12 protein-coding genes are annotated in these 13,650 nt (G+C 43.3%); 8 read left to right on the top strand and 4 right to left on the bottom strand.

Going from position 1 to position 13,650, the window contains the following annotated elements; genetic code table 11:
* The 3 genes from C7Y66_RS26915 to C7Y66_RS26905 all read left to right on the top strand — a co-directional run.
* Positions 1-1,492 (top strand): ABC transporter substrate-binding protein (locus C7Y66_RS26915; protein WP_233222871.1); only part of this gene is annotated, 1,492 nt, incomplete at its 5' end.
* A 30-nt stretch (positions 1,493-1,522) separates the two neighbouring features.
* A complete protein-coding gene (locus tag C7Y66_RS26910) occupies positions 1,523-2,245 on the top strand; it encodes an MgtC/SapB family protein (protein WP_015157337.1) in 723 nt (240 codons plus the stop codon).
* A gap of 431 nt (positions 2,246-2,676) precedes the next feature.
* Entirely contained in the window at positions 2,677-4,119 is a 1,443-nt protein-coding gene (locus C7Y66_RS26905) for an ABC transporter substrate-binding protein (RefSeq protein WP_106547945.1), read from the top strand.
* Between the two features lie 39 nt (positions 4,120-4,158).
* On the opposite strand, the gene C7Y66_RS26900 is transcribed toward C7Y66_RS26905, so the two are convergent.
* On the bottom strand, positions 4,159-5,121 hold the full coding sequence (locus tag C7Y66_RS26900; RefSeq protein WP_106547944.1) for an AEC family transporter: 963 nt from the start codon (positions 5,119-5,121) through the stop codon (positions 4,159-4,161).
* An 842-nt stretch (positions 5,122-5,963) separates the two neighbouring features.
* On the opposite strand from C7Y66_RS26900, the gene C7Y66_RS26895 reads away from it, so the two are divergent.
* From C7Y66_RS26895 to C7Y66_RS26885, 3 genes are all read left to right on the top strand, one after another.
* On the top strand, positions 5,964-6,728 hold the full coding sequence (locus tag C7Y66_RS26895) for an HPP family protein (RefSeq protein ID WP_106547947.1): 765 nt from the start codon (positions 5,964-5,966) through the stop codon (positions 6,726-6,728).
* Between the two features lie 286 nt (positions 6,729-7,014).
* Entirely contained in the window at positions 7,015-7,431 is a 417-nt protein-coding gene (locus tag C7Y66_RS26890; protein ID WP_015157332.1) for a hypothetical protein, read from the top strand.
* Between the two features lie 367 nt (positions 7,432-7,798).
* Positions 7,799-8,866: a PstS family phosphate ABC transporter substrate-binding protein gene (locus C7Y66_RS26885; RefSeq protein ID WP_106547943.1), complete on the top strand. Its 1,068-nt coding sequence runs from the start codon at positions 7,799-7,801 to the stop codon at positions 8,864-8,866.
* Between the two features lie 41 nt (positions 8,867-8,907).
* Here the strand turns inward: C7Y66_RS26885 and C7Y66_RS26880 are convergent, their stop codons facing one another.
* Positions 8,908-9,624, bottom strand: a complete 717-nt coding sequence (locus C7Y66_RS26880) for a Crp/Fnr family transcriptional regulator (protein ID WP_015157330.1) — start codon at positions 9,622-9,624, stop codon at positions 8,908-8,910.
* A gap of 571 nt (positions 9,625-10,195) precedes the next feature.
* Here C7Y66_RS26880 and C7Y66_RS30700 point away from each other — a divergent pair.
* Complete coding sequence (locus tag C7Y66_RS30700; protein WP_146149891.1) at positions 10,196-11,131, top strand: DALR anticodon-binding domain-containing protein; 936 nt, start codon at positions 10,196-10,198, stop codon at positions 11,129-11,131.
* 264 nt (positions 11,132-11,395) lie between these two features.
* On the opposite strand, the gene C7Y66_RS26865 is transcribed toward C7Y66_RS30700, so the two are convergent.
* The gene (locus tag C7Y66_RS26865) at positions 11,396-12,217 is read right to left on the bottom strand and encodes a Cof-type HAD-IIB family hydrolase (RefSeq protein WP_106547941.1); all 822 of its coding nucleotides are present in this window, start codon (positions 12,215-12,217) and stop codon (positions 11,396-11,398) included.
* A gap of 150 nt (positions 12,218-12,367) precedes the next feature.
* Positions 12,368-12,967 carry a hypothetical protein gene (locus C7Y66_RS26860; RefSeq protein WP_015157327.1) on the bottom strand — a complete coding sequence of 200 codons (600 nt, stop codon included), beginning with the start codon at positions 12,965-12,967 and terminating at the stop codon, positions 12,368-12,370.
* Positions 12,968-13,217: 250 nt separating this feature from the next.
* Between C7Y66_RS26860 and rpsD the strand changes: the two genes are divergently transcribed.
* On the top strand, positions 13,218-13,650 hold a 433-nt coding region (rpsD, locus tag C7Y66_RS26855; RefSeq protein ID WP_106547940.1), incomplete at its 3' end, for a 30S ribosomal protein S4.

Genomic DNA, 13,650 nt, shown 5'->3' with positions numbered 1-13,650 from the left:
CCCTTGTCCCCCTTGTCCCCCTTGTCTTCCCCTACTCCCTACTCCCCACTCCCTACTCCCTAGTTATAATATGTCGCGTAAAAATGAAACAGTGCTTCTGCTACTATCGCTACTAATTACGCTCGGATTAGTAGGGGGAGGAGCTTTACTATTCAGTAATTTATTTGGCAAATCGTTTGTCGGTATTGGAAATCAATCTAACTCGACTCCTACAGATGGTACTTCTGCAACTGGAAAACCAATTAGTTTTGGCGAGAAAACGTTATTTTCAGGGAAGATATTACCAGCAAAACAGGAAGGAATAGAGGCGATCGCGGCTCGAAATTGGAGTGTTGCAACCGAGAAATTGCAAGTAGCATTAACACAAAATCGCAACGATCCCGAAACCCTAATTTTCCTTAACAATGCCAAGATAGGCGATCGCAAAAGCTACGCGATCGCTGTTGTCGTTCCCACTGGTACTAGTCCTAATGGAAGTTTGGAAGTTCTACGTGGCGTTGCGCAGGCACAGACCGAAACAAATCAAACGGGGAATATTAATGGTGTTCCCTTGAAAGTGGCGATCGTCAACGACAACAATCAAGAAGACCAAGCCCAAACAGTTGCTTCAACTTTGGTCAACACTTCTGAAATTTTGGCAGTTATCGGTCACTGGGCAAGTCAAGTCACCCTTGCCGTTGCACCTATATATGATGAGGGAAAGTTAGTCGCGATCTCTCCTGTCAGTACTTCTGTCAAGCTTTCCGGCATCAGTCCCTACATTTTTCGTACCGTTCCCAGCGATTATATTGCTGCAAGAGCTTTGGCAAATTATATGCTGACCAATTTACAGCAAAAGAATGCTGCTGTTTTTTTCAATCCCCAAAGTGCTTACAGCCAATCCTTAAAATCTGAGTTTGTCACAGCGGTTCTGCTTGGAGGTGGAAAAGTCACATCTGAGTTTGACTTATCAGACCCTAGTTTTAGCCCAGCTAACAGCATTAACCAAGCCATCAAGCAAGGGGCAAAAGTTCTGATGTTAGCACCTAACACTGGGTCTAGTACTAGCATTATCGATAAAGCCCTACAGGTCGTGCAAGTCAACCGCAGACGATTGCAACTTCTAGGTGGTGATGCCATTTACAACTCAACCACGCTAGAGGTTGCAGGGGACGCGGCTGTGAATATGGTAGTTGCTATTCCGTGGGATATTGACACCGAGCCGAAATCTCAGTTCGTGCGTCAGTCACGACAGTTTTGGGGAGCTGAGGTCAACTGGCGTACTGCTCTTGCCTACAATGCAACCAAGGCTTTGACTGCGGCAATGCAGAAGTCTCCTACTCGTGAAGGGATTCAACAAACTCTGACTAGTACTGATTTTTCCACTCCTGGCGCAGCTAATCCAGTGCAGTTTCTTCCCTCTGGCGATAGTAACGCACCAGTGCAGCTAGTACAAGTTGTGCGTCAAGTCAATACAAGTACTGGCTATGATTTCGTACCAGTGCGACAATAGCAATTTGGGTGCAACCAAACGAAAAAAACAATGACTTGGGTAGATTTTGCAATTCGCCTGCTACTGGCATTCATTCTCGGTGCGGCAATTGGCAGCGAAAGACAATGGCGGCGAACTCGCTCGGTACTGAAAACAAATGTGTTGGTGTCTCTTGGTGCTGCTATGTTCGTCATGCTCTCGGCAATGATTCCCGGCGATGCCAGTCCTACACGTATAGCCGCCCAAGTGGTCTCAGGCATTGGCTTTTTAGGTGGCGGCGTAATTTTGCGGGAAGGAACCAGCGTGCGCGGACTCAATACCGCAGCTACCCTCTGGTGTGCTGCTGCCGTGGGTAGTTTGGTCGGGGCGGGATTGCTATTTCAGGCTTATTTCGGCACTTTAGCAGTGGTAGGAGCAAATCTACTTTTGCGCCCGATGGTACAGTGGTTTCAGCAGTTAGATGAGCAATTGATTACGCACACAAAAGCAGAAACTCGCTATTGCTGTCGCCTCATTTGTTTAACCGAAGACGAAGTGGCTGTGAGGGCTGTGCTACTGGCACAAACCACACCAGGACAAATGATATTGAATGAATTGTCTAGTAAAAATATTAACAGTAAAGATCTCGATAACTTCTCTTCAGTAGAAATCAAGGCAGAATATACTTCCAATGGTCGCAACGATCTGTTGATGGAAGAGATTGTCATGCAGTTGCGATCTCAAATAAAAGTGACTGCAATTAAGTGGGAAGTAGTTACAGAAGATACAGATTGAGCGGAGCGCGATCGCCAAACTCTTTACTGCTATAGTTAGGTAAATCTCTTATACGTATAGGCTCAGACTCAGTAAATTTGCGTAAGTAATTTCACGGTTAAAATCAGCTGCATTATATTTTTTCCGTAAAATTACGGTTGGTACGCAAGTAGTTGTGGCTCTATTTTGTTTGGTTATGGGTCAAATCAAATATTATTTATTTATATGTTAAAAAAAACAACTTTCAAGCTGTAGCTTTGTTTGTGGGTATTCATCTCGTACTATTATTGCGATCGCCCAAAGTGCTGTTGCTAAAAAGAATATGATTTAGATCCTTATAGATTCTTCGACATCTGGGCTGTACCAAGTCATGGCGATACAGAAAATATGAGGCTGGGAAAGTTATCTAGAAATGTCTAACAATACTTGACTTAACTCCCATTCCAAACTTTATGTTACAAAGTAAAAAAAACACTGTCCTGGTTCTCTACCTCATCGCCCTCTGCTTGATCGGTCCGCTAATTTTTTGGTTGAGTTATCGCAGTGGTAGAGGAGGGCAACAAGCAGCTCAACCATCTCTCAATGGATTGCTCAATCCCCCCAACCGCAACCCAGCTTTGCAAAAACGAATTAGTTTAGGTAATAAAGTTTTATTTACTGCCGACAATAATCCAGACAAACAAGCAGGAGTACAAGCTTTTGCCGCAGGAGATTTTTCCACGGCAGTCACCAAATTTAATGCGGCTTTGCAGGTGAAGCGCAACGATCCCGAAACGTGGATTTATTTAAATAATGCTTCGGCAGCTGCAATCAGCAATACAGTTAAGATCGGTGTTAGCGTTCCTGTAGGAGGTAACTTAAACGTTGCCAGAGAGATGCTGCGGGGCGTGGCACAGGCACAATATGAGATCAATCACGGTGGCGGGATTGGCGGAAAGCTGGTTCAAGTGCAAGTTGCCAACGACGATAATAACCCCATTGTTGTTAAACAGATCGCGGCTGAATTTGCCAACGATCCAGATATTCTCGCAGTAGTAGGACATAACTCTAGTGATGCATCCATCGCCGCTGCTCCCATCTATCAAAAAAGCGGTTTGGTGATGATCTCGCCCACTAGCGTAGCGCGAAACTTAGGTGGAGTTGGTAGATTTATCTTTCGGACTACGCCAAATTCAAGAGCGATTGCCGATGCTTTGGCTAGCTACGTCGTGAAAACAGCACGCAAAACCAGAATTGCGATCTGTGCGGATTCTCAGGCAGAAGCAAGTCGCTCGTTTCAAGAGGAGTTCACTTCTAGCGTGTTTGAAAATGGCGGTTATATCACCAGTACCCCCTGCGATTTTGCTGCTACTAATTTTAACCCTAGCGAAATTCCCTCTCAAGCAGTCAGCGATGGAGCAGAAGCTTTGCTGCTAGCACCAGATGTAAATAGAATGGGTCGTGCAGTGGAAGTAGCGCAAGCAAATCGCAGTCGATTGACTTTGTTCGGCAGCCACACAATGTATACGTACGACACGTTGCAGCAAGGACAAGCTGATGTTAATACTATGGTGCTTTCTGTACCTTGGCATCCTTCTGCTTTCCCCAATAGTTCTTTCATTGCCAATGCTAAGCGGTTTTGGGGTGGGGCTGGTAATTGGCGAACTGCATTGACTTACGATGCAACAATTGCTGTTTTCACGGGTTTAAAAGCGAGTACGAATCGCGAACAGCTACAGAAAGCTTTATCTAATACTGGTTTTATGTTTAAAGGGGCAACTGGGATAGTCAAGTTTTTACCGTCAGGCGATCGCCAAGAATCAGGAACTCTAGTTAGAGTTCAGCCTGGTAGATACTCCGGCACTGGTTACGATTTTACTCCCCTACCTAGTTCGGTTGACACGAGCCTTCGTTGATCGAGAGACGACGCAGAGAAGTTCCACGCAGAGTCTCTATTATCTAAATAAATACAACCATAGGGGAAGTACCAGTGGTAGCAAAACCGTACTGAGAACAATCGTACTGGCAGCTAGCGGACGATTGAGGTTGTACTCTTCTGCTAAAATCGCATTGGCGAAAGCACTTGGCATTCCAGACATCAAGACTAAAGCCAAGCGTGCTTCGTGGGGAAATCCCAAGCATGTTATTACCATTCCTGCCAAAATGGGCAGAACAAATGTCTTGATCGTACTGGGAACGATCGCCCCTCGTAGATTTTCAATTCCTTGAAGCCGTGATAATTGCATCCCAATCAACAAAAAAGCTCCAGGTACGACTAAATAGACTATTGCTTGAAGTAAGGGATCGATGAAACTGACAATTTGCCAAGGTTTACTGTAGTAACCCAGCGCAAACGCCCATAAAGCAGGAACGCGCAAAATGTCTCGCCATGCAGCTTTCCATTTATTATTTGCTGTGGTTTGCCCAAAATAACTTGCTAAAAATACTCCCAGTCCGTAACTACCAATTAGATTGTGCGTTACGCCATACAACACTACCCAAACTAAATAGTCTTGACTGACAAAAGCTGGAACGATCGCTAACCCGATGAAGCCGGTGTTTCCCAAAATTGAAGCGAGGACAAAACTACCTTGTTCAGCGCGATCGCTAGGATAAAAACTATCGGACAATTGTTTTACCCATGAAACCGAGCGGTACTGAGTTAGTTGTTTGAGTAACTGCAAACTGACATAAGCTAAGCCCAAACCCAACAGCAATATTGCAATTGTCAAGATTGGGGGCAACCAAATCGATTGCGATAAATTTGACTTGCGCGTCAGTACTAAAATTTGCAACGGTACGCCCAGCCAGTAAAGAAGGCGACCTAGCAAATTGGGAAAGGAACGAGGAATTATTTCTCTTCTGAATAAGAATGCACCTAGACTCGTACAAAAAACGCTTGCTGTAATTTCTATCATCAGTTTCGTTCTATCTCAACAGCACCCATGAATTAGCAATTCAACAACCACAGTTTCAAGTTAAATCGCGATCGCTTGGTTTAGTTTCGCTACTATTTCGTAACAAATTAAGCTCTCATTACGTAACAATTAAAACTAACCCAACAAACAAATTTGCCTCTGTATCAAGTCACAATCTATAGCTTTACTAGCATTTCCATGCAGAGGCACAGAAGCTAAAAAGCTAATCTTCAGATTTTACTCAACCGCGCAGCAAAAATGCTGCAACCAAAGTTACAGTAGAAATACGATAAATCTCAAAGCTATTCCATAACACTAAGAGCAATTAAAATTTTGATGAATAAAATTCAAACACAAGATTAACTCTCTTGAAATAAAAATTTTGAATACCATCGAATAAACAAAGAACACTTCGTTCGATTCTGAAATGTCTTGTCAGATTTTAACTACAATAATTAAATATAGTTATACAGCGATAAATATTTGAGCCAGCTATAGTAGTTCTAAATGATTTGTAAAGTAGGCTTCTAGCCTGCTCCACATTCATGAATCAAATAGGATTGCTCTAGTAGCTAGCGATCGCTGTCAATATTTTTTGAAAAAATTAATTTATCCATTTAATTTATTTGATAGTTCTAGCGTTATTGCGAGCGTAGTTTGCTCTAAGTTGCAAGTATAAAATAGTACTTTTTCGTTGATTGTATGCGTTTAGAGCAATTTCAAAATGCGCTTCTTTCATGAGTAATAATATTCCGTATCAGTTAACACAATTTATAGTAGTGCGATCGCAATATCACAGAATTAATCTAAGTTTTTGCAATTCATTATTTAGCGATCGAAGTATGAAAGACATTAGTAAAACTGCGGCGAAACCAAATACAAATACTAGCTCTATGACAAAACTTACCAAAGCTATGTCCACCTTTGAGTTGACAAGCAAACAACAACAATTCCAGCAGTATCAACAGCAACTAGAACAACAGCAACAGCAATTAATCATTCAGCAGCAACAACTAGAGCAACTCACAGCTGAACTAGCTGCTTTGAGAAAAAATCGTTCCCAGTCTACATGGAGCTTTCGATTTAAATCGGCTCGACTCAAAAACTTCTTGACTAAAATTCACGGCAGCTCTAAATATCAACCCCGCTTTCCTTTAAAGCAAATTGTTTTTTCTTACATAGGTAGTTTTATTGGCATTGCCGCGCTAGCTTACATCAGCGTTAGTACGCATTATCCTCTAATCGCAGCTCCTTTCGGAGCGGCTGCCGTTTTATTATTTGCTGCACCCGATAGTCCTCTAGCACAGCCACGCAACTGTATTGTAGGCAATTTTCTCGGCGGATTAGTCAGCTTAATTATGGTACATTTATTCGGCTCAGAACCTTGGGTAATGGCTTTAGCTGTTGCTACAGCAATCAAAGTCATGCAACTGACAAAAACTCTCCATCCACCAGGAGGAGCAGTTGCTTTAGTAGGAGTGATGAGCCGTGCTGAATGGAGTTTTCTATTCACGCCAGTATTAGCAGGTTCAATTGTTTTAGTCTTTTGTACTTTTGTTTTTAACAATCTCATGCCAGGTAGAACTTATCCAAAACACTGGTTGTAATCTGTAGAAGGAGGCAGAAGTTAGAAAATTAATTGTGAAAAAGCTGCAATTAATGCTACGAAATCAAAAACTTTTCTGATGTAAAATGTTGATTTTGTTGGTATAAAAACTAATATAGCAATCCAAATTGATTTGTGAACGTTTTCCCTGTAGAGATGTTCCATGTGTGTAGAGACGTTACATGTAACGTCTCTACAGGAACAATCGATTTCACGATTCATTTAGAATTGCTATATCCACTTCTGACTCTTCTTTATTAAAAAGCTTGTGATTCAGGAAATTAATTATGAGTCAGATCTATCTAAAAAGAAAACGAGCCGTTATAGTAATTTTAGCTACAATTTTTGCTGCGGGGATAGTCACAGTAACTCCTGCAATAAATTTAGAATTATTCAAGCAAATATTTTTGACGGTTGCTGATGTTGCTATGTGTACTGTTGTCTGGGATATATACTTTGATGAGGAACTAGCAACTAAGGATACTAAATCTATACTTTTAGAATTAGGACTGATTAGTATAATTTCTGCCGTTACTGCATTCATTACGGCGAAAGCAGTTTTAGCTTTACTAGGAAGATTAATTATATTAGTAGGAGCATTCGGCTGGGTTATAGCGGGGATAATTGCTAGCGTAACTACAGCTATTTTGGGTATAGCTTGGTTATTTTACTGCGACGATCTTTTCAGACACTCTAATCACTAGGTTAAATAAGTCGTAATTTGTAATTCGTAAGTCGTAAGTAAGAAATTCTTACCCTTACCCCTATTCTCATGACCAGCGATCGTGACTTTATGTAGTTGTGTGTATACTATTTGTGCCAAAAGCCGCTAAATATATATAGTTAATCGTCCTGACAAGATTAAGGTTAGGTTATGATAAAACAGACATAAGAGTTTAATTCATAGGATTACTGAGAGCAAAACACTTAACTTAAGTACTTTGATTTTATCATAGGACGATCGCTTGAATTAGAGGCGATCTCACAGGGATGCAACACTGCTTTGCTGCGGGGATAATCTGTACGCAAGCAAGTATATGTTGCACTTATTACAGCACTTATCATTCTGTTATGTCGTCGCAAAAAAATGAAACAGCTGTTCTCGTTCTGACTCTATTGATCGTAGCTGGGGGTTTAGCTGGTGGTTTTTGGTGGCTGACGAGAAATTCTAGCACTAGTGTCGAACTCAGCAATCCTCAGCCAAGATCTATTTCCACCCCCAACACATCCGATATAACTTCAGATCCAGAATTGACTGGCTCAAGTTTTAGCGGTGTTTCAGGCATTCCTAAAGGGTTATTCAGCTATGGTGGTAGTACTTCTTGGGCAGCAATTCGACAAGCGATCGATCCGCAAATTAGGGCAGCTTATCCAGAATTTCAGTTACGATTTGTAGAACCGACAAATGCTTCCCCAGGAACTAGTATTGGTATTCGGATGCTGATTGAAGGTAGGCTTACCTTTGCTCAGTCGTCTCGACCCTTACAAGATCGAGAGGTATCCCGCGCTCAGCAAAGAGGATTTAATTTAAAAGAAATTCCGGTAGCAATTGATGGTTTAGCGATCGCAGTTCACCCCAGCCTAAATATACCAGGACTAACCTTGGCACAGCTGCAAGCAATTTACACTGGTAAGGCAAATAACTGGAAACAACTCGGTGGTCCTAACCTGCCGATTCAACCTTATTCTCGTCCGATGAGCGAGGGTGGTACGGTCGAGCTTTTCGTACAGGATGTTTTAGCAGGTCAAGCATTAGCTGCTAATGTTGAATTTGTCGGTACGACAACTCAAGCTCTACAAAAGCTAGCTAGTAACCGTGGCGGAATTTACTACGCCTCGGCTCCAGAAATCGTACCTCAGTGTAGGATTAGACCCTTACCGCTAGGTCGTCAATCAGGGCAATTTACTCCTCCCTACCAAGAACCTTTAGTAACAGCGAATAACTGTCCTCAGCGGCGCAATCAGCTCAATACAGATGCTTTTCAAACCGGACAATATCCTCTGACACGCAACTTGTATGTTGTTGTCAAGCAGGATGACGATTTAGCACAGCAAGCAGGAGAAGCTTATGCTAAATTACTGCTGACGCAGCAAGGACAGTCGGCGATCGCTAACGCTGGATTTGTGCGAATGCGCTAGGCATAGGATTATAGAGACGCGAAACTTCGCGTCTCCATAATTCAACTAGCTCGATTGATTGAATCGGCTGGCAAACAGATGAGATTATCTTCTTGGGCGATAAGTAAACCGCGTTGGCGTAACTTACCCATTAAACGAGTCACCGTAACTCGCGTCGAACCGATCGCACTACCAATTTGGGCGTGCGTCAGCGTAAACGGTAGAGAGTATCCGCGCAGAATCTCGGGATCTTCTTCACTTGTCGCTGGTTGTCCGTATTCTTCTACCAGCAGGGTTAAGAATCCCAAGAGACGATCGATCGTCCGTCGCTGTCCTAAAGCACTCAGCCACAGTAACTTGCGCTGATGTTGGTAGCGAAATGCATCGAGAACTTCCCGCCGAAAGTGGGGCCAGTTATCCAAGTCATGCCAGTACATCCACACAACTAAAGTGGGTTCTACGTGGGCATAAGCTTGGAGCGTAAACGGAGATTGGGCAACAATTTCAAACGGCTGTCCAGCGCCAACAAAGCCTAAAAAAGCTTCTTCAGGTGTTCTGTTGATGCGCCGAGATGATAGCTGACTAGTTGCGCTAACTTGAGCTGTACCTACAAGTCGCACAGCACCTCTTTGAACGAGATAGAGCAGTCCAGGTCGAGCTGGAATGCGTTCGTCTTTACTAAAAGAGCGAACGCGATAGTGTTCCTGCGCCCAGTCAAGAATCCGTTGCCAGGTTAAAAATGGTCTTTGCGACTCTGGAGAAGCGGATGGGGAATGCATAATTTGCAGCAGTTGGCGATAGACGAAACGTCACTGTGAAGCTCACCTATTGCCAAATTGGTTGGCAGGTGAACTCCACTCCTCAAACCAGTAATAGCAATCGTAGCTAAGCGAACTTAGCCATAGATTTGTTTTATCTGTCTTGCAACACAATCCTAGTATTCTCAATCACTCAATTACTCGATCAAGTCTCCTGCTTTTCAGTTTTTTTATCCGTATAGTTCATGTTTAAAACAACAGATAAGTGTAAACAATCAAACCAGGGAATTGCAAGTAACAGTTGTACAAATGATTGTAGTTGAGCTAGGGAAAATTGTGACAAAATATTGTCAACAACATAGGACTGAGTTTTTTTGTACCGTAAATCTACTGAAATCACCAGATTTTTTAGCGAAAACTCATAGATCTTTCAGTACGATCGCGGATGAACGAACGCTCCAGTAATAGTAAATTTCGCTAGGGCATAGTATTCTCAGGTAGCCATTCAAAAAATAGGGGTTAAGCAATTCGTTTGCATGGAACCTTGGTAAATCCCCCAGGTAGGGATAGGGATTTTAACTATAAATTAAAAGTGGATCACCGATCGCCTCCATTAGCTGAGTTAACACCTAAGCAAGCGCTGTTACAGCAGATACAAGCAGCGCTAAGTTTGTATATATTAGACACTCCATCCTTAACAGATCGCAAAAGTTATATTCCTTTACAGTTATCTAAACAGCGCCCGGTTGTTTACAGGTGCGCGATCGCATTTAAATTAAGTAAACTTGTCAACTCCCCAACTATAGAAGTTGCCCAATCTATATCGCAGCTAATTGCCCAACAAAACCATCAACAAAACTTGATTCTTCAAGTCGTTCCCCCAGGCTGGATCTACTTAGAATTAACTCAACCCAGTCTGGCTGCTTGGTTGCAACACTGGATTGAGACACTACCCTGTTTAGGGAGCAGGGGGGAGAAGAGAGCTGAGGGAGCCCAGGGAGCTGAGGGAGCTGAGGGAGAGATTGCCTGTCACCAACTACCAATTACCAATTACCAATTACCAATTACCAATTCTCTATTTCCCATCCAATACGCTCATGCTCGGTGTTGTTCTCTATTGAAAATGGCTCATGAGGAGAAAATAATTACAATTAAGTCAAAAAACTCTGACATTAAGTCTTCATGTCTACAGGTCATATCACCTCAACCTATTCCTTGGTTGAGTGAAGCAAAAATTTGTTTGCATCACCCATCCGAGTTAAATTTACTCCTCGAATCAATTGGAGTATTAGACGCTCTCTATTGCCCCGATCCTACTCGCAGCAAGTCTTTAAATTGGTTGAAAGTAGCTCTGAATCTGAGTCAAGCTTTTCAAACTTTTTATAGTCAGTGTCGCATTTGGGGAGAAGTCAAAAAGCAAAATTTCAACTTAGCACAAGGGCGACTTGGCTTAATAGCGATCGCTCAATCTGTATTCAGAATACTCTTAGTAGAAGTACTAAATAGTTGCGCACCCTTAGAACTTTGAACTAGCGAACAGTATAAAACTGGTCACTGGTCACTGGTCACTGTAAAGGCATCTTGCTCTATAGGCAAATCTTATCTGTCTTTAGGTAGAAATTAGCGTTCAAGGGGGTGACAAATCAAGAACATTACTCTACTATAAGGGTGTGTGAGGAGCGAACCAGTCAGGACACCAAGACGAAACACGGACAGTCGTTGGTGTCCTTTCTGATTTTTGTCATTCGTCGTTAGTAAAACACTCACCAATGACAAATGACAAATGACTGATTTAAAGTAAGAATTTTTCAATTGCAACTGCAACTCCGTTTTGCTCGACGCTAGGCGCTACCCACTGAGCGATCGCCTGTACGTCAGATGGAGCATTACCCATTGCTACACCGATCCCCGCATACTCTAGCATCTCTACATCGTTAAAGTTGTCACCAATTGCCATCACGTTAGCAGCAGTGATTCCCAGGAGTTCTTCAGCTAAGTAACGCACGCCTACACCCTTATTGATCGAAGGGTTGGTTGCTTCAAAGAAGGTAGCAACGGATTTAGTCAGGTACAGTTCAGCGGGGGTATATTGCTGACGTAGGCTACTGAGTAAGTTATCGATGATTTCGGTGTCGTCGCACAGAGCCAATACTTTTGTTGGTTCTGTTGTTAAAGCTTGGCGTAAATCTCCCACCGCGATCGCTTCAATCCCAGAGCGTTCGGAGTAAAGTCGGGTTTCGGAAGTTAGTTCGCGCACGTAGAGGCGATCGTTAATATAGAAATGAACCGAAAGCAGCGATCGCAATTCAGGTTGCTCGAAGTAATCTAACAGTTGAATTGCTGTTTGCTTGGCAACAGTCCAATGACGGTGCATTTTCTGGGTAGCTGGATCTTGAATCCAAGCACCTTGATAGGCAAGTAGAGGCAAAGTCGAACCGATCTCATGATGGAAACGTAGGGCAGAACGATACATTCGTCCTGTTGCTACAGCCACTTGTATGCCTTTTGCCCGCACTGCTTGAATCGCTTTTTTAACTTTGGCATGAATTTGATTTGACTTACCCGCGATCGTCCCATCAATATCGAGGACGAGTAATTTAATTTCTTGGTTCATAACGGGGAGTCAGTTATCAGTTATCAGTTATCAGGAAACCGTAGGGGCGGGTTGAGTCAACAATTCATGGCTACGACCAAAAATCTTGCCGCAAAACCCGCCCGTACAGGAGTAATTCCGAATTCCGAATTCCGAATTCCGAATTCCATTCTAAGGTGCATCTGGTGCGGGAGCAGTTTGTTCGGGTGTTGCAGGTGTAGTCAGAGCCGGAGATGTGACTGGTGGTTGTAATTGACCTTGGGGAATAAAATTAGGTGCAAAATCCAAAGGGCGATCGCCTGCACTAATACAAGTTTCCATTGCTTGGGTAGGAGCTAACTCATTAATTTCTCGCCGCAATCCAACGACACATTCAGCATAACGAATTGGTAATAAACTGCGACCGCAAAAATCTAATACTCCTGGTACGGGCTGCCCTTGACTATTTTCGCTAATCCCAACGACACATCTTGACAACTCTACAGGTCGGCGGGCTTGGGTGCAAGTTGCTAAAGCATCTTGGGCAGAAATTTCCGTCTGCCCCTCAATTCTCGTCACGCAACGAGCGACATCCTTCGGGTAAAGCGCTCCCGCACAGGCTCTTGCTGCTGCTTCCGGTGAAACTCCAGAATTGAGCATTCGCCCCGTACAAGCACGATAGCCGTTGCGTAAAGAGTCGGTGACAATTTCAGCCCCAGTTGCAGGAAAATTGCTACCGATCCAACCGGCGATCGCCAACGAGCCAGCCACTAAATACATTGTTTTCCCCATAACACTCCCACCAAGAAATTTGTAAATAACTACAATTTGAGGGTATCAGTTATCAGTTATCAATTATGAGTTATCAGCGACCAGTTGTCAGTGATTATTGGCTGGTGACTAGTGACTAGATGAAGAATTCTACGACTAGCCACTAGCCACTAGCTGCTAGTCACTAACCAGGGCTTTTCAGACACAAGCTTTTAGACTTATAATTATAGTTTTGGAATAGTTCGCGCAGAATTAAGCAGAGGAAGATTGAATGTCCCGCTATCGAGGACCAAGACTAAGAGTTGTTCGTCGCCTGGGCGATCTGCCAGGTTTGACTCGGAAAAATGCCAGACGCTCCTACCCACCTGGACAACACGGACAGGCTCGCAAGAAGCGTTCTGAGTATGCTATTCGTTTGGAAGAAAAGCAAAAGCTCCGCTTTAACTACGGCTTGACTGAAAAGCAGTTGCTGCGTTACGTGCGGCGGGCAAGAAGAGTGACTGGCTCTACCGGACAAGTGCTGTTGCAACTGTTGGAAATGCGTTTGGATAATACCGTTTTTCGCATGGGTATGGCTCCCACAATCCCAGCAGCGCGGCAGCTAGTCAATCACGGTCACGTTATGGTAAACGGTCGTGAAGTTAATATCGCTAGCTATCAATGTCGTCCAGGGGAGGTCATTGGGCTGTCTCTTATACACATCT

This window comes from Chroococcidiopsis sp. CCALA 051, from assembly GCF_003015105.1.
GTDB classification, from domain to species: Bacteria; Cyanobacteriota; Cyanobacteriia; order Cyanobacteriales; family Chroococcidiopsidaceae; genus Chroococcidiopsis; species Chroococcidiopsis thermalis.
This window is presented reverse-complemented; position numbering and strand designations above follow the sequence as displayed.

Excerpts from the sequence above, each read along its gene's own strand:
- C7Y66_RS26910 (WP_015157337.1), top strand. The coding sequence starts at position 1,523 with ATGACTTGGGTAGATTTTGCAATTCGCCTGCTACTGGCATTCATTCTC.
- C7Y66_RS26905 (WP_106547945.1), top strand. The coding sequence starts at position 2,677 with ATGTTACAAAGTAAAAAAAACACTGTCCTGGTTCTCTACCTCATCGCC.
- C7Y66_RS26900 (WP_106547944.1), bottom strand. The coding sequence starts at position 5,121 with ATGATAGAAATTACAGCAAGCGTTTTTTGTACGAGTCTAGGTGCATTC.
- C7Y66_RS26895 (WP_106547947.1), top strand. The coding sequence starts at position 5,964 with ATGAAAGACATTAGTAAAACTGCGGCGAAACCAAATACAAATACTAGC.
- C7Y66_RS26890 (WP_015157332.1), top strand. The coding sequence starts at position 7,015 with ATGAGTCAGATCTATCTAAAAAGAAAACGAGCCGTTATAGTAATTTTA.
- C7Y66_RS26885 (WP_106547943.1), top strand. The coding sequence starts at position 7,799 with ATGTCGTCGCAAAAAAATGAAACAGCTGTTCTCGTTCTGACTCTATTG.
- C7Y66_RS26880 (WP_015157330.1), bottom strand. The coding sequence starts at position 9,624 with ATGCATTCCCCATCCGCTTCTCCAGAGTCGCAAAGACCATTTTTAACC.
- C7Y66_RS26865 (WP_106547941.1), bottom strand. The coding sequence starts at position 12,217 with ATGAACCAAGAAATTAAATTACTCGTCCTCGATATTGATGGGACGATC.
- C7Y66_RS26860 (WP_015157327.1), bottom strand. The coding sequence starts at position 12,967 with ATGGGGAAAACAATGTATTTAGTGGCTGGCTCGTTGGCGATCGCCGGT.